The sequence below is a fragment of the Symplocastrum torsivum genome, assembly GCF_059505465.1.
The window spans coordinates 126,963-142,561 of sequence record NZ_JCACKQ010000120.1; the positions used below are offsets into that span (position 1 = coordinate 126,963).

The 15,599-nt window shown below is 46.4% G+C and carries 13 protein-coding genes and 1 pseudogene; 5 read left to right on the plus strand and 9 right to left on the minus strand.

Annotated features, from left to right (window positions below; translation table 11 throughout):
* Positions 1–116: 116 nt before the first annotated feature.
* Positions 117–1,316 (plus strand): aminotransferase class V-fold PLP-dependent enzyme, encoded by a 1,200-nt coding sequence (locus tag AC5JL3_RS29220; RefSeq protein WP_496077788.1) that lies wholly within the window; start codon positions 117–119, stop codon positions 1,314–1,316.
* Positions 1,317–1,409: 93 nt separating this feature from the next.
* Here AC5JL3_RS29220 and AC5JL3_RS29225 read toward each other — a convergent pair.
* Positions 1,410–2,834: pseudogene (locus AC5JL3_RS29225) on the minus strand (IS4 family transposase).
* A 267-nt stretch (positions 2,835–3,101) separates the two neighbouring features.
* Here AC5JL3_RS29225 and AC5JL3_RS29230 point away from each other — a divergent pair.
* Positions 3,102–3,914, plus strand: a complete 813-nt coding sequence (locus tag AC5JL3_RS29230) for a creatininase family protein (protein WP_496077843.1) — start codon at positions 3,102–3,104, stop codon at positions 3,912–3,914.
* Positions 3,915–3,982: 68 nt separating this feature from the next.
* On the plus strand, positions 3,983–5,668 hold the full coding sequence (locus AC5JL3_RS29235) for a pentapeptide repeat-containing protein (protein ID WP_496077789.1): 1,686 nt from the start codon (positions 3,983–3,985) through the stop codon (positions 5,666–5,668).
* Between the two features lie 106 nt (positions 5,669–5,774).
* Here the strand turns inward: AC5JL3_RS29235 and AC5JL3_RS29240 are convergent, their stop codons facing one another.
* Together AC5JL3_RS29240 and AC5JL3_RS29245 are read right to left on the minus strand one after the other, a co-directional pair.
* Complete coding sequence (locus AC5JL3_RS29240) at positions 5,775–7,292, minus strand: phytoene desaturase family protein (RefSeq protein WP_496077790.1); 1,518 nt, start codon at positions 7,290–7,292, stop codon at positions 5,775–5,777.
* 147 nt (positions 7,293–7,439) lie between these two features.
* Positions 7,440–8,159: a pentapeptide repeat-containing protein gene (locus AC5JL3_RS29245; protein WP_496077791.1), complete on the minus strand. Its 720-nt coding sequence runs from the start codon at positions 8,157–8,159 to the stop codon at positions 7,440–7,442.
* A gap of 366 nt (positions 8,160–8,525) precedes the next feature.
* Here AC5JL3_RS29245 and AC5JL3_RS29250 point away from each other — a divergent pair, with 366 nt between their 5' ends.
* The gene (locus AC5JL3_RS29250; protein WP_192218736.1) at positions 8,526–8,705 is read left to right on the plus strand and encodes a hypothetical protein; all 180 of its coding nucleotides are present in this window, start codon (positions 8,526–8,528) and stop codon (positions 8,703–8,705) included.
* A gap of 153 nt (positions 8,706–8,858) precedes the next feature.
* Here AC5JL3_RS29250 and ribBA read toward each other — a convergent pair whose 3' ends face one another.
* Positions 8,859–10,529, minus strand: coding sequence for a bifunctional 3,4-dihydroxy-2-butanone-4-phosphate synthase/GTP cyclohydrolase II (gene ribBA, locus AC5JL3_RS29255; RefSeq protein ID WP_496077792.1), 1,671 nt, complete (start codon positions 10,527–10,529; stop codon positions 8,859–8,861).
* Between the two features lie 213 nt (positions 10,530–10,742).
* On the opposite strand from ribBA, the gene argC reads away from it, so the two are divergent.
* Positions 10,743–11,801 carry an N-acetyl-gamma-glutamyl-phosphate reductase gene (gene argC / locus AC5JL3_RS29260; RefSeq protein WP_496077844.1) on the plus strand — a complete coding sequence of 353 codons (1,059 nt, stop codon included), beginning with the start codon at positions 10,743–10,745 and terminating at the stop codon, positions 11,799–11,801.
* A 236-nt stretch (positions 11,802–12,037) separates the two neighbouring features.
* On the opposite strand, the gene AC5JL3_RS29265 is transcribed toward argC, so the two are convergent.
* From AC5JL3_RS29265 to AC5JL3_RS29285, 5 genes are all read right to left on the minus strand, one after another.
* A complete protein-coding gene (locus tag AC5JL3_RS29265) occupies positions 12,038–12,262 on the minus strand; it encodes a hypothetical protein (RefSeq protein ID WP_192218734.1) in 225 nt (74 codons plus the stop codon).
* Positions 12,259–12,564: a hypothetical protein gene (locus AC5JL3_RS29270; protein ID WP_496077793.1), complete on the minus strand. Its 306-nt coding sequence runs from the start codon at positions 12,562–12,564 to the stop codon at positions 12,259–12,261. The genes AC5JL3_RS29265 and AC5JL3_RS29270 overlap by 4 nt, the downstream gene beginning before the upstream one ends.
* A gap of 118 nt (positions 12,565–12,682) precedes the next feature.
* Positions 12,683–13,810: a hypothetical protein gene (locus AC5JL3_RS29275; protein WP_496077794.1), complete on the minus strand. Its 1,128-nt coding sequence runs from the start codon at positions 13,808–13,810 to the stop codon at positions 12,683–12,685.
* A 157-nt stretch (positions 13,811–13,967) separates the two neighbouring features.
* Positions 13,968–14,396 (minus strand): FKBP-type peptidyl-prolyl cis-trans isomerase, encoded by a 429-nt coding sequence (locus AC5JL3_RS29280; RefSeq protein ID WP_192218732.1) that lies wholly within the window; start codon positions 14,394–14,396, stop codon positions 13,968–13,970.
* 130 nt (positions 14,397–14,526) lie between these two features.
* Positions 14,527–15,573 (minus strand): adenosine deaminase, encoded by a 1,047-nt coding sequence (locus tag AC5JL3_RS29285; RefSeq protein ID WP_496077795.1) that lies wholly within the window; start codon positions 15,571–15,573, stop codon positions 14,527–14,529.
* Between the last annotated feature and the right edge of the window lie 26 nt (positions 15,574–15,599).

Sequence of the window (15,599 nt, forward strand, 5' to 3'; positions counted from 1 at the left end):
TTACAACAAAAGCGATCGCATGCTAATTTCTGGCAGTACTTGGCAAGCTTGTCTTGACGGTTGCGAGAGAAGCCGGACGATAAAATGAAAGGTCTTGTCCTCTTTTGAATCGTTCTATGACTGGCATCTATCCGGCAGCAACACAGCTTGAACGCCATCGGCAGCAATTTCCGGCATTAGCCAACAAAGCTTATTTTAATTTTGGAGGTCAAGGCACATTGCCACAAGCCTCGCTGGAGGCAATCCAACAAGCCTATACCTATATCCAGCACAATGGACCCTTTTCAGTAGGGGTCAATGCTTGGATTATGGAGGAAGGGAACAAAACGCGACAAGCGATCGCATCAGAATTTGGCGCACCTGTAGAAACGATTACGCTTACTGAAGATGTCACAGTCGGCTGCAATATTCCCATGTGGGGAATTGATTGGCAAGCAGGTGACCATATACTTCTCACCGATTGTGAACATCCCGGCGTTGTTGCCACGGCTCAAGAAATTGCACGTCGGTTTAAGGTAGAAGTCTCTACCTGCCCAATCATGGAAACCCTGAATGAGGGAAACCCGACAGAGGTTATTGCTCAACACCTACAACCTCGCACAAGGTTAGTGATACTGAGTCATTTGCTTTGGAATACAGGTCAAGTCTTACCAGTTACCGAGATTGTTGAAGTTTGTCGCAACTATTCTGCGAGTACCCAATTAATCAGAGTTCTAGTTGATGCCGCACAGTCAGCGGGTTCCCTACCCTTGAATTTGACAGAACTAGGAGCAGACTTTTATGCCTTTACAGGTCACAAGTGGTTGTGCGGGCCAGAGGGCATTGGTGGTTTATATGTACGACCGGATGCCTTGGAAAGCATTAGCCCCACGTTTAGTGGTTGGCGGGGAATTGTTATAGATGAAGTAGGTAAACCCGTAGGCTGGAAGCCGGATGCACGGCGGTTTGAAGTCGCAACCTCAGCTTACCCACTGTATGCAGGACTACGAGAAGCGATCGCAACTCATCAGCAATGGGGAACACCTCAAGAACGTTACGAGCAAATTTGCAAAAGAAGTGAGTACCTCTGGCAGCGCTTATCTGAGTTAGATAACGTTCGCACTCTTGCTACATCACCCCCAAAAGCGGGTTTGGTTTCCTTTGTCTTAACCAATGGACACTCCCACAAACAACTGGTAAATTCTCTCGAACAGCAGGGTTTCATGCTCCGAACTATCCTTGACCCGGATTGTGTTCGCGCTTGTGTCCACTACTTTACCCAACCCGCAGAGATTGACCAGTTAATTGAGGCGATTAGGTTAGAGGCTAGGGACTAAGGCGTGTTGTCTTGCCTTCCCCGTTAAATTCAGATCCCCCTAAATCCCCCTTAAAAAGGGGGGACTTTGACTGAATTCTCCCCCCTTTTTAAGCTATGCATTAGTCGCATCTTTCTTAACAAAGGAAGACTTGACACAAGTAGAAGAAGTAGTGGAGACTAGCATCCAAGTTTGTGCAATGTCGTGCAGTCGTCGCAGACCTTGCCAAATCGTCTTTACCCCAGGTTCACCATCATGTTTGCGTCCTAAAAACCCACCAAGTTGGGAAATCCAACGCACACAGGTGTGTAAGCTGGGGGGGAATGGGGGTGGCTGTGGAGTTTTATGAATAGTGCAGTAGAGCGCTTGCCACTCATGGGTGGCTAGTACGGTGTCAGCAGGGAGGTCTGGGTGATAACGCGCCAGATAGGTAATCCATAACAACCGCCAAGCGACAATCGTGTAAGTAGCCAAAGCCCTGTTTAGGCGTTCGCCAGTCTCCAGTTGCAGTTGTTCGAGGCGACAACCGCTCTTGAGGACATAGTGATAGCGCTCAATCAGCCAACGATAACTGTACCAACGCAAGACTTGAACCACATCCTCGAAACAGGTAACAGGCAGAGTGGTCAACAACAACCAACTGACTGGTTTCACTCCAGGGGGCGGGTTTTCTTCGACAGCCAGAATCACCTGTAAGCTCACAGGTTCCAGATGCTCAGGCGGTGGATGTTGTTGCGGCGGTTGCAACTCCAGGGTGGTCGTTCGGAGGGTGAGGGTGGCACAGCGAGCTTCACGTTCTGGATGACGTCTGAGTTCTAAACTTAACTAACCACAAGCAGGCGTTTGCTCAATCACTTGATGCAAGCGCTCGATTTGTTCCGCTTGAGCATCACGCTTGACACGACGGTTGTGAGTGGCACGAATGAGCAATTGTGAGCTGGGGTGACGCGGTAGCACCAATAAGTCATAGATGTCAGCTTCCCGGTCAGCTACCGTTACCACAACGGTTTCGTGTGGAATCAAATTCTGGGTGGCATCTAAAGCGGTTAACCAACGCTGGCTCTCTTTTTCCTGGGTGGGTTTTTTGTGTCGCTGATATTTTTTACCGAGTTCGGCGGGGTCTCTCGCCCAGACTTGTTGATGTAATACGCCTAAAGGAACTCCGTTGGCACTACTACAGAACACGGAGTGGAGTTTTAACCCTCGTGAACTAGTATTGTCCAAGTAACCCATGCCTCTCTTACTGGGATGATGGGTGAAGTTCAGTTCTGTAGTGTCCTGAATCGCAATCACGGTGGAGTGCTGTTTGACTCGTTCTACTGTGCTGCGTTGGTGGGCTTGGCGGATGGCTTCAGCTTTGATGCGTGGAGAACTCCAAAAGTCATAAGCGGCTTGGGTTGCGGCTAAGTCTCCCGAGGCTTGCGGCACACTGGCATTCGGTTGGGCTGCCAAGTCTTCCACAAGCCGAACTAGTCGTTTGTTCCGGCGTGCATCGCCCAAGTCAGCAAATTGTAGTTCGCTATCTGCCCATCCTTTCATTGTTGCTCCTGTTTCCTCCGATCTTTTTGCCTAGAATACTCATGTCTTGCTCTGTAACTCGTTTGCCGAGTGATGATTTAAGCTTTTGGATGACCAAGCAGCAGCTAAAGTTAAGCAATTTGAAGCTTGGTCTCACAACCCAGACAGCGTAACCGTTGTGGATTGTTAAGAAAGATGCGACTAATGCATAGGGGGGGCAGGGGGGGATCGAAGGGTTTGAAAACACGCCTTAGGATAGACGAACAACTCTAAATTTTGAACCCAATGATGCACAGCTTTATTCCACCCGATCGCTTTTTTCCTTATCTGACTTGGACTGATATTCAAGCAATGCCGGATAAGGAAAATGTGGTGATTATTCAGCCTGTTGGGGCAATTGAGCAACATGGGCCACATTTACCGATTATTGTAGATAGTGCGATCGCAGTTTCTGTCCTTGGCAAGGCTTTAGCGAAGCTCGATTCATCTGTACCAGCTTATGCGTTGCCTCTTTTGTACTATGGGAAATCAAATGAGCATTGGCATTTTCCCGGCACGATTACCTTAAGCGCACAAACGCTTTTGACTGTACTCGTAGAAATGGCTGAAAGCATCTATCGCTCTGGGTTTCGGAAGTTGGTGCTGATGAACGCTCACGGCGGACAGCCTCAAGTGATGGAAATTGCTGCACGGGATATTCATCAGAAGTATGAGGATTTCCTGGTTTTCCCTTTATTTACTTGGCGAGTGCCGCACATTGCTAAGGAGTTACTGTCGCCGAAGGAGTTGGAATTTGGTATCCATGCTGGCGATGCAGAAACTAGCTTATTGCTCTCGATTTTGCCGGAACAGGTGAAGATGGAAAGAGCAGTAGCTGAGTATCCGCACGGCTTACCGGAAGACAGTTTGCTGAGTATGGAAGGTAAATTGCCCTTTGCTTGGGTGACGCGAGACTTAACCCAGAGTGGGGTGTTGGGTGATGCGACAGTGGCGACGAAGGAAAAAGGCGATCGCCTTTTAGAATCTGTCTCTGATGGTTGGGTACAGGCGATTCAAGATATTTACAAATTCCGTCAGCCTCAAGCCTATAAATCTCAGTGATTTAGCGGATTTGGGAGAGAGTGCTATTCGCACAAAATGGGAATAACCTTCCCTGGATATCAAAGAATATGCCTGACACAGAACTAGATATAACGTCTCTGCTTGCGAGGATTTCACAACTCGAAGAGCGGCAAAATATCGTGTCGAAATATATGGTAGGGCTGAAACGCCAGTTTGACGGAATGACTGAAGCGTTGCAGCAGATAGAACCGTTGAGGGAACAGGTTTCGGAGTTACAACAGCGTTTCGATCAACTGCCGACTTTTAGCAACTGCTTGGACGATGTCCAGACTCCTAACGGTGTAGCTGAATCTGTAAGTGTTGACGATGCCGAGACGGTGAAGCAGTTTTTTGAACGGGTTGAACAGCAACAGCGTCAAGAATTGGTAGCTTCAACAGAATCAGTGGTACATCCTGCTGAAGTTGAAGTGAATGCTGAAACGACTGAAGCTGACAAAGATGAGGAGATTGATGCAGTTGTAGAAGAGCAAAATCCTACAGCTTTCAATGATGAGGAATTTAAGACAGAGAGAATAATGTGGCTGCTCAACAGAATTTATGTAGCTGAGGAAGAGAGTCACGAAACGCCTATCAGTGCTGAAGAATTTCTGGAGAGGTGTAAACAAGGAGAACGGGACTTTACTGAGATTTATCTCGCTGGAGTAAATCTAAGTGGAAAGTCCTTAAATAATGGTCTTAATCTAAGTGGTGCCAATTTGAGAGGAGCTAAACTCTGCGAGGTAAATTTATCTAGCGCGAATCTTAGCGAAGCTAATTTAAGCAAGGCAAAGCTTCATAAGGCAAAGCTGGAGTCAGCAAATCTAGGAAAAGCAAAACTTATACAAACAGACCTTAGTAGTGCTAACTTGGGTTACGCAGACCTGAGTGGAGCTAATTTAAGTAAAGCCAACATAAGTAAAGCAATCCTTTCTAGAGTCAACCTGACTGAGGCTAACCTTAGTAGAGCTAACCTTAGCGGGGCTAACCTATCGCAGCAGGCAAATTTGAAAAGAGCAGACTTTAGTAATGCTAATTTGAGCAATGCAAACCTATTAGGAGCAAATCTAGAAGAGGCAAATCTTCAAGGAATCAATCTCCAGCAAGCGCTTTGCAATGCAGCAACTATCTTCCCCGCAGGTTTTGACCCTGTTGAAGCTGGTGCTTACTTGATTGCTCCTAATGTGTCACTGATAAAGGCAAACCTAGCTAGTGTTGACCTAAGTAATGCCAAAGTAAATCTTAGTGGGGCAAACTTGCAAAGGGCAAACCTAACCAAAGCAAATCTTACTAATGCAAGACTTATTCAGGCAAATCTAAGCGGAGCCAACTTGAGTGAGGCAATACTATCAGGAGAGCTAACGCCAGCAAACCTAAGTAGCGCTAACCTAACGAAAACAACACTAAGTGGGAATTTTACTGCGGTAGACCTGAGTAGTACAAACCTACAAAACACTCAACTGCTTCAGGGAAATTTTAGCGGCGCTAATCTGAGTGGGGTCAATCTGGTTGGAGTGAATCTTCAGTACATGAACCTGAGTGGGGCAATCTTAAGTGGAGCTAATCTCTGTGGGGCTATCCTTGCTGGAGTTAACCTAAGTGGAGCAAATCTTGCTTCAGTAGATCTTCGTGGGGCAAACTTAGAGAGAGCAAACTTAGAAAAAGCAAATCTCAAGGGAGCAAATATAAGTGGAGCTATCTTGACTAATGCAAAGCTTAGTGGCGCAATTATGCCTGATGGCACAACTCACGAGTAGACTTTGCTGATGTTCTGAATTAGCTGAGTATGCAGAAGAGTGATGCTTTCGATAAGCTTCACCAACCTACTTTCGAGCTAAAGTGAAAGCGATACTTGGCACTTCGTCAATTCTTGCCGAGGTCTTCCAATAATTCCAATGTCTGCTGTGGCGTGACTAAAGTATTAGCGCAGAGGATGCCAGAAGCCGCCACAGCCGGAACTCCAATTCCTGGCATAGTGCTGTCACCAACACGGTATAAACCAGAAATCGGTGTTTGAGAACCAGGAAACATCCCTTTACCAGCCGCTATAGCAGGGCCATAGGTTCCTTGATAGCGGCGCAGATAATGGGAATGAGTTAAGGGAGTGCCAATGAGTTCGAGGACAATGCGATCGCGTATGTCTGGAATCACCCGTTCTAGAGCCTTGAATAAAGGTTGCGATCGCGTTTTTTTCTTCTCCTCATACCCCTCATCCCGATGCCAACCTTCGTAGGGTTCCAAGGTGTAAGCATGAACAACATGATGCCCCTCTGGTGCGAGACTCGCATCCCATACAGAAGGAATGGAAATCATACAGGTATTACCAGGTTGTGTAATATCCTTATTCGCATCGTGAACCACCACATGATGCCCTGTTAGATTCTCTAACCCCTCTGCCCGGATACCCAGGTGTAAGTGCATAAAGCTTTCAACGGCTGGTGTTTTTAGAGAAGATTCTCGATAAGACGGGGGTAAGTCTTCTTTGAGTAGCAACGTGTTATAGGTATCCCAAATCGTTGCATTAGAGATAACTACAGGCGCTTTGATAATTTCACCTTGCCGCAACCGGACACCAACAGCTTTACCCGCTTCCACCAGAATTTGCTCGACATGAGCATTCAACCGTAATTCACCACCCCAGCGCTTCAATCCACGCACCAAAGCATCAACAATTGCACCACTTCCCCCCACTGGATACTCAACACCAGCACGAGTACGTTCGCCCAACATGAACGCTACCTCTGGGGCGATTGTGCCATGCGCTTTCAGTCCAGAAAGGAGAAAGCATTCTAAATCAATCAATCGCCGTACCCATGAGTCATGCACCTCTTTGTCCATGACATCACCAACAGAACCCTGGATGACACCCAGTTGCGGCAACATTTTTAACAGCGAGGGAAAATAGCGTCCTAGTAAGACAGAAATAAGCTGCCAATCTGCTCTCAGGGCAATCGTCGGAACATCCCGTAAGGCTTCATAGAGCGGCAACAGGCGTTTTTCAAATCGTTCCAGTTCCCTCGCTCCAGTAGGAGTAATTTCTGCGACAGCTTCCCGGTAGCGTTCGGCGTTGCTGTAAACCGGAAACGTACCTTCTGGAAAATGGTAATGTCCCATGGGGTCATAGGGAACAACTTCGATCGATTCTCCCAGAACGTCTAGCACTTGTCGTAAAGGGTTGAGGCTGGGGCGTTGCTTACCCAAACCACAGTAGAACGAAGGGCCAGAATCAAACTCAAAGCCTCGTCTGTGAAAACTATGAGCGGCACCACCTGCGATCGCATGACTCTCACACACCAGCACAGCTTTCCCATAACGAGCGAGCAAGGCACCTGCCGTTAACCCGCCAATGCCGCTACCAATAACAATCACATCAAGGCTCATATTAAGTGTTGTTGGTTGTTTGTTGTTAGTTGTTTGTTGTTATAGCGGTTGTCTGTTGGATGAGGTACAGCTAAAAGCAGTGAAACTGCGCTACTAGTCAGGAAAACAAAAAAGCTGATAGCTGATAGCTGATAGCTGACTGCTATATCACTCAGGCTTACCAGTTGGCGGAGTTGTCTGGTAGGTTCCTGCACCTTCTGTTCTAGTAGGTCGCCCAATGTCAGTGGGTGGTTGATACTCACTACCTCCCCTAGTCCCTCCCCGACGAGAAGGACTACCAACAGGATTGGGCGAACTTTCTCCCGTAGTTGGTTCTGAGTCAGAGCCAAGTGTAGGGTTTATCGGCAAAAGCGGCAACGATAGCCCCAAAGCACCGACTAAGTTAGCACCAAGTACCTTTGCACCTGTTAATTCTGCCGTACTTAAGTCAACTCCGGCAAGATTTGCTGCACTAAGGTCAGCACCGCTTAGCTTAGTACCGTCCAGATTAACGTTGACTAGATTGGTATATTTCAAATCAGCCTCACTCAAGTTGGTATTGCTGAGATTGGCTCCAACCAGATTGGCACCTGTGAGATTAGCGCGGCTCAAGTTCGTACTGCGGAAATTCACGCCAGCGAGGTTGCTACTCGATAGATTTGCCCCACTGAGATTGGCATTTTCTAAGTTAGCGCCAACTAAATTCGCTCCGAGCAAATCAGCACCCACTAGGTTAGCGTTCTTGAGGTCGGTACCACTCAAGTCACATCTTCGACAAGTATTTGTTGTTTGTAATTGTCTAACGTGGTCAGGGTTTGCCGCCAACGCTGGTGCAGTCAAGCAAACTGATAGGAACAAAGTAGCGAGTGAATAAGGTTTGAGTTTCATCTTTTTTACAGAGAACAATGCCTGTGATGCAGGCTGTTTCGGTTTTGGCGTAGATGTGTCCCTGAGCGAAATTAAGAACTTAAGTGATCGCTTCCAGTCGTACACAAGCGCGATCGCAACTTGCAACATTTAGGAGAAAGTCAGACTAAAAGCATCAGCCATAAACGACAAAACCCTTGCCTTGGCTTTACTTCAGAGCCAAGGCATCTGACTTTTAACTCCAAAGCTATCAAGTATACCAATCGGATGAGTAGTTGCTCGGCCTTCAGAAATGCGTCCCATGACATAAGCAGGTAGACAGAAGTAGTCATTCCTAAATTTTGCTTTCTTTTAGAAAGGATCGCATAGGATTTGGGGGAAGTTGAGATGGCAAAAGAGGTACCAGACCAAGTAGCTTATGCTGCTGGAGGTTTTTTCAGTTTTGCGATTACTTGCATTTTGATGGCTTTTCTAATAGGGGTTGGCATGGGTATCGGCGCTCGGCAGTTTTATTCGACAATATACAGCCCAGATGCGGTTTTGCCACAAGCTAACGAAAATGAATAATAAGTTGATCTAACAGTCAGAAAAGGGCAAAGTTGAAGAAGGCAGAGGGTTCGTTGCCATTCCCTCTGCCTCCTGCCTTATGCCCTATGCCTTTTGCCTTTCTGGCTCAAAGAAAATCCTTTTCTCCTTGCCTTGCGATTTACCTGTAGTCGCTTAATTGGCAAAACTATAGATTTTTTGAGTTGTTAAATTGTTGCAGATCGAGGAAGGTCGCTCAGTTAAGGGGAAGGTTTGCCGATCTAGCTGTACTTGCAAGCTAATGAGTGGGTCAGTACCGGAGGACACAAGAAATTCCATGCGTCCTAGTTGCTGCCATTCACTCAAATTATCCAAAATTTGAGCGATCGCTTGCACGTAGGGATGGCGTTCTGATTTGAACCAATCTGGTGCAGCTAGATGGGCTTGGTCAAAGCCTAAGTGAACAATTAAGGACGGTTTGCTAAATAAAGCGATCGCAACAGGTCTTGCTTCCTCTTGCAATAACAGGTGTTGGCTATGGACTAAATGCCTTAATTTCTCCAAACGCTCGTAACGTTCGGTTATAGGTTGCGGTGCATCTTGCCACTGAATTGCGACGGTAACTAAATACGTCTGCAACAGCATATGACCCAATTTTTGAGCCTTAGTTGCTAAATAAGTTGTGTTGTAGTCGTTTGCTTCAATCAACAGTGGCACGCGATCAATAACTTCAATCCCATAGCCTTTCAAACCAGCTATTTTTCGGGGATTATTTGTAATTAAGCGAATTTTTTTGACACCTAGGTCATTGAGCATTTGTGCTCCCATGCCATAGTCCCGCAGATCAGCTGGAAATCCCAAGCGTTCATTGGCTTCAACGGTATCTAGCCCCATATCCTGTAGCGAATATGCCTTTAACTTGTTGACTAGACCAATTCCTCGCCCTTCTTGTCGCAGATAGACAACGACACCTTGTCCAGCACTTTCAATCATTTTCAGCGCTGCTTGCAACTGCATTCGGCAATCACAGCGCAGCGAACCCAAAGCATCACCCGTTAAGCATTCAGAGTGCATCCGCACCATGACGGCAGTGTCTTCAAACTCAGCCGGGTTTCCCTTGACAATTGCGACATGTTCTGAGCTATCTAAGCTATTGCGATAAGCGTAAATCTGGAAACTACCAAAGTTACTAGGTAATTCGGCGATCGTCTCCCGATAGACAAAGCGATCGTACTTGAGGCGGTAACTAATTAAGTCAGCAATGCTGATAATTTTTAGTTGATGCTCTCTAGCGTACTGAATCAACTGGGGTAAACGCGCCATTGAGCCATCTGGATTTTGGATTTCACAGATGACACCTGCGGGATAGAGTCCGGCTAGCCTGGGGAGATCAACTGCGGCTTCTGTATGACCTGCCCGTTTTAAAACACCTCCCTCTCGTGCCCGGATCGGGAAAATGTGACCAGGACGGCGCAAATCATCCGGTTTTGTTTCTGGATTGATAGTCACCTGGATTGTTCGTGCCCTGTCTTCTGCGGAGATGCCAGTTGTAACACCCAAGTGTGGAGACGCATCAATACTTACCGTAAAGGCAGTCTGGTTACTATCGGTGTTTTTGGTAACCATTAAGGGGAGATCCAGGGCATCAAGGCGATCGCCCATCATGGCTAAACAAATCAGCCCCCGTGCTTCGACCGCCATAAAATTAATCATGTCGGGCGTTGCAAACTGCGCGGCGCAGATTAAGTCCCCTTCATTTTCACGGGATTCGTCATCAACCACCACCAAAGCACGACCTGCTTTCAGGTCTGCCAAAGCCGCATCAATCGAGTCAAATTCAAACGAAACAGTTTGAGACGCTTCCACTGCAAGTGTACGAGTTGAGCAACCCGTAAAGATTTCTAAAGTTTGGTTCTAATTTGATTGTATCCCGTTTGTTTAAGCAAAGGCATTGAGGATGTTGCTCTTGAAAATTCTCGAAAAATTCCTCAAATTTATACCACCAAAGTTCACTTTTGATACTAGAATGCAGCAAATGTTAAACCCTATTCAATCTCAGCTTCTTAGGAAAAAAATATGATGGGTGATTTAAAACGCCTACCCGTAGGAATCATTGGCGCTTCAGGTTATGGTGGCGTACAACTTGTGCGACTGTTGATGGATCACCCTGGAGTGGAAGTGGTTTATTTGGGAGGAGATAGTAGTGCTGGCAAGCCATTTGCTGAACTCTACCCCCACTTAGCCCATCGCGTTGATCTGATAATTGAGCCGATTGATCTCGATGAAATTGCTAGCCGTTGTCAAGCGGTATTTATCTCATTGCCAAATGGTTTAGCCTACCAGATGGCACCAACCCTAATCTCAAAGGGATGCAAGGTTCTCGATCTCTCCGCCGACTATCGGTTCAGTAACCTGGAGACTTATAAAAGCTGGTATGGTGGAGAGCGACAAGACCAGGAAATTGCAGCAACGGCAGTTTATGGATTACCGGAACTATACCGCGATCGCATTACTGACGCTCAGTTAGTGGGTTGCCCTGGTTGCTATGTCACGACGAGTCTACTGGCGCTCGCACCACTTCTCAAGCAAGGCTTAATCATCCCAGAAACAGCAATTATTGACGGAAAATCTGGGACATCAGGTGGAGGACGAGCCGCAAAAACCAATCTTTTACTCTCAGAAGCCGACAACTCCCTAGCGGCATACGGCGTTGCTCATCACCGCCATACCCCAGAAATTGAGCAAATTTGCAGTGATTTAGCAGGGCATGATGTCACGGTACAGTTTACGCCTCACCTAATTCCAATGGTGCGAGGCTTACATGCTACCGTTTATGCAACTATGCGCGATCCAGGACTAGTTAGAGAAGATTTACTAACAATTTATACAGCATTCTACCGAGCCTGTCCGTTCATTAAGGTGCTACCGGGTGGTATCTATCCCCAAACGAAGTGGGCTTGTGGTACCAACCTGTGTTATATCGGCGTTGAAGTCGATCGCCGGACTGATCGAGTAATTGTTATGTCAGTCACTGACAACTTGATAAAAGGTCAAGCAGGACAAGCCATACAGTGTCTGAATGTGATGATGGGTTGGGAAGAAGCTATGGGATTACCGCAGTTGAGTTTTTATCCCTAGATATTCACAGCGAAATCCCACCAGTTCTGAAAGCAGGGGAAGCAGAGGGAGAGTTTTTGCTGGTGGGTTATTTCTACCAATCCTGTCTGGTAACCAACGCAATCCTTACCAACCAATAACTAATAAGTAACAACAAAAAACCCTCAGCGTGAACTGAGGGCAGTCATCAGGGTGCATCTACTGTTTCTTAATCCGGCATCACTCCTGCGGTGTCCGGAAAAATTAAAATCCTAATATCAAATTTCTTCTGGCACTGAGCGATCACTTATCTTACTGTTATCCTCCGGCTCTGGCATTGGATCAAAAACAATCGTGTAGGGGACTGAGGGGACAAGCCTGCCAACCACTTGCACAAGCGACTCCGCATCACTGCGACGACGACAGCGTGCGACAACAAGTCGTTGCAAATTAGGTAAGGGGCGGATAACACACCACGGATGCAGTTTTTCAAAATAAGTCATGAAACTCTCCCTGTAGATTGCTGAATTAAAGCGCGTTGAATGACAGTTTCAAGGCTATGGCGTTCAGTCTTGCCGTTCTCCTTAGAGCAATCACTATCCTCGTTTTGTGGGTGAAGTACCCAACTGCTGATTGGAGCAGGTTGATAGGTCAGCATATAAAAATTGTCATCAGTAACGTAGATGCTCCAAGAGGCTTGCTTCGGGCGCTTGCGAAGATGGTAGCCACGTTTCTTCAGTGCTGTACGAATGGCAGCAACCTCTTGGGCGACACGCAGAGCTTCGGTCGCTTTTGATTTCCTCATACCTGGTTTAATTGAGACTGTCGCCACATTAGTAGAAGATAGCTAGCTAAAAAAGTGACAGGTGAATTTGACATCATGACGTTTATGTGATAGCTAAAATTATGCCTCCTCGGCTTCTTCACTGACCCAAATTGGCACTACATAGTAAATTTCGTAAGTTAAAAGGAATCTCCTCAAAATGTTCTAGGAGAAAGTCCATAAGAGCGAGATGACGCAAATCAGTGCGAGTCGGACGGCGATGGTTGCTACCTTTCATAAACCAGCGTCGAACTGTCGAAATTGAGCGATCGCAAATTGAGGCAAGATGCTCGTAACTCACAAACCATTTGGAATAAAATCTCCTGGGTGCCATTCCCAATTGGCATTGGCTATAGAGTTCAATCAGATTTTGCTCTCGCTGAGTCAGCATCCTAGGATTGTTTCTATCCCGTCGTCCAGGGTTATAGGTTCCGGGGGGTAGACGTAGATGTAGGGATTTGGGGATTTGGGGATGGGCTAATGAGCGTAAAAGCGTTGTAGAACTCTCAGATTTAGGGGGATGTTGTTCAGGAAAGAGAGGTAAGACGAGTTGCTTGCCTTCGAGACTAGGTAAAGAATTCTCTCCTTTGGCAAAGTCAGTGTCGCTACTTGCGATCGCTTCTATATCGTCTTCCCAAGCTGTATCAGTAATAGTCCAAGTTGCACTAGGGGAATCTTTATCCAACCGGATGAGATAGCATATTCCCCAATCACACCGATGTTGGGCGTATGTGTAATAGCGTCCAATTACAATTCCCCAATCTGTATTCTCACTCAGAGCTTGCCACCTAACGCGATCGCCTTCTTTGTAGCTCGGCGTAACGCCATTCGGAAAGTTCACTGGTAGCTCAATTGTTGGTAAAGGAAGTTCTAAATGGCTTGGGTCACACAGCACATCCGAGTCACCGTGGCGGATAGCATTTAAATAACTGGCAATCTGCTTACCTTTCAGGCTACTCATTAACCGTTGGATTAGAGTTGCAGCTAAGCAATCGAGTTCATGCTCATTCAGATTCATCAACGCTGCATCAAAATCTTCATCAACGTAGCTGCTCAAATGTGACAGCAACTGATTGATGCAAAATGTCTCTAAAACTTGCTGTTCGGTTTGAGAGCGATAGCCTTTACAGGTCGCTGAGGCTAACGGTTCCTCCCCTTGCTGCATCGCTAACCTTACCTCCTCTGATGCAGTTTTGTTAACACTCTTTCCGCTTACGGGTTTCACCATGGTTAGAGTCTCCTGATACTGGGGAGTCAGGATAATGCATTCAGACCTTAAGATTTGCTTCAAAAATAACTACTAACCCCCTTTCCCTCGCTTTTTAAGGGGAAATGGGGGTTAAGTTTATCTTCGGTTTATTTACGCTCTGTATTTAACAAAACTTTCAAGCAATTTCGACCAACTGAATATCAAACGTCAAGTCTTCTCCAGCCAGAGGATGATTAGCATCTAACGTCACTTTGGACTCCGTTACCTCTGTAACAAACACTGGGATAGTTTGCCCATTCTCTTGCTGAACTTGTAATTGCTGACCAACTTCGGGTTCCAATTCTGGTGGGATCTGCTGTCTGCTAATCTCCAGAACCATTTCATCACGATGCGGGCCATACGCTTGATCCATCGGAATCTTTTGGGTTTTTGATTCCCCAGGACTCATTCCTAGTACCGCTTCGTCAAAGCCAGGAATGACTTGTCCTCCACTGAGAGTAAATTCTAAAGGCTCACGGTTAACCGAGGAGTCAAATACTGTGCCATCGTCTAATTTGCCTGTGTAGTGAATTTTTACGATATCACCAGGTTTTGCTTGTACCATGCTTATTTCCCTTAAATTTTGTCAACACCTACTAGGTTACCAACTGCCTCCGAAATGGTTACTTCCAATCTGAAAATAGGTGTTAGGTGGTAGGGAACCCCATTCCCCATTCCCGACTTTCAAGATAGGTCTACTGATTATTGACACCAACAGGCTGCTTCGCTCCAGTTTGTAGTAATCCTGTTAACAGCGAGGTAGGACGCTGAGGATGGGGCCAAGCAAAGGCATGGTGGAATGCCGCATCTTGGCAAGCTTGCAACTGTTCAAAACCAATAATGTCGTAAGTGAGTAAGTTTTCATACTCAAATTGCAGACGGACATTGTGCAACCCGGCATTGTCTGTACAGATTGCAATATCTACACCAGCATCAAAACAGCGGTCAAATACTACTTTTAACTGACGGATATCATCGAGAGTGCCTGTTTTTAAGTACGTTGTGGGACAAACTTCTAAACATTGCCCCAGCTCTCGCACTTCTTTTAATAACTCTGGATGCTTTAAGGGAATCTGAATTCCATGACCAATTCGCATCAGGTAAGGGAGGAGTTCCGGGTAACAGCCATCAGTAGTTTCGTAGAGATGACCTGTTGTTTTTAGACCTAGCGATCGCGCATATTTGTACAATCCAACAAACTCATCTAAACGCTCTGCATAATGAGCGTCTCCTCCAGCCAAATCTACTGCACAAACATATTCTTTCGAGCCAGCCGCGAGGTCAACAATTGCCTTGTTTACCTCATACGGTAATCGCGAGTGCATACACAATATTTGGCTGGTTACAATCGGATACTCATTGACTTGGCTTGCTTTACCAACAATCTCCACAATCTGCGCCATCTGGTCAATCCGTTCTGATTGACTCAACTCTTCAGATGTTCGTAGGTATGGGGTGTAACGCAATTCCAAATACGCCATATTTTCAAAAATATGAGCGCCACGAATTAGCCGATAGATGAAATAGGGTAATGTTTCTATTGTTTGAACGCTTTCTACCAGCGTGTGCAATTCTAGATACTCATCCAGAGTATTGCGCGATCGCGTGTAAAATTCCTCAAATTCTGGATATTCTGGAAACCGCTGGGCTAACTCAGGGTTTTGGCGATGGAAGTACCGCCAGAGAATCCGAGGAACGACTGAACCTCCCAAATGGCGGTGTAAATCAGCGTATAAAGTCACAATAAATTCTCCAAATAAGTTTAGGT

Coding starts and splice junctions, on each gene's coding strand:
- AC5JL3_RS29270 (WP_496077793.1), bottom strand. CDS start 12,564: ATGAGGAAATCAAAAGCGACCGAAGCTCTGCGTGTCGCCCAAGAGGTT.
- argC (WP_496077844.1), top strand. CDS start 10,743: ATGGGTGATTTAAAACGCCTACCCGTAGGAATCATTGGCGCTTCAGGT.
- AC5JL3_RS29235 (WP_496077789.1), top strand. CDS start 3,983: ATGCCTGACACAGAACTAGATATAACGTCTCTGCTTGCGAGGATTTCA.
- AC5JL3_RS29220 (WP_496077788.1), top strand. CDS start 117: ATGACTGGCATCTATCCGGCAGCAACACAGCTTGAACGCCATCGGCAG.
- AC5JL3_RS29245 (WP_496077791.1), bottom strand. CDS start 8,159: ATGAAACTCAAACCTTATTCACTCGCTACTTTGTTCCTATCAGTTTGC.
- AC5JL3_RS29250 (WP_192218736.1), top strand. CDS start 8,526: ATGGCAAAAGAGGTACCAGACCAAGTAGCTTATGCTGCTGGAGGTTTT.
- AC5JL3_RS29265 (WP_192218734.1), bottom strand. CDS start 12,262: ATGACTTATTTTGAAAAACTGCATCCGTGGTGTGTTATCCGCCCCTTA.
- AC5JL3_RS29280 (WP_192218732.1), bottom strand. CDS start 14,396: ATGGTACAAGCAAAACCTGGTGATATCGTAAAAATTCACTACACAGGC.
- AC5JL3_RS29230 (WP_496077843.1), top strand. CDS start 3,102: ATGCACAGCTTTATTCCACCCGATCGCTTTTTTCCTTATCTGACTTGG.
- AC5JL3_RS29275 (WP_496077794.1), bottom strand. CDS start 13,810: ATGGTGAAACCCGTAAGCGGAAAGAGTGTTAACAAAACTGCATCAGAG.
- AC5JL3_RS29240 (WP_496077790.1), bottom strand. CDS start 7,292: ATGAGCCTTGATGTGATTGTTATTGGTAGCGGCATTGGCGGGTTAACG.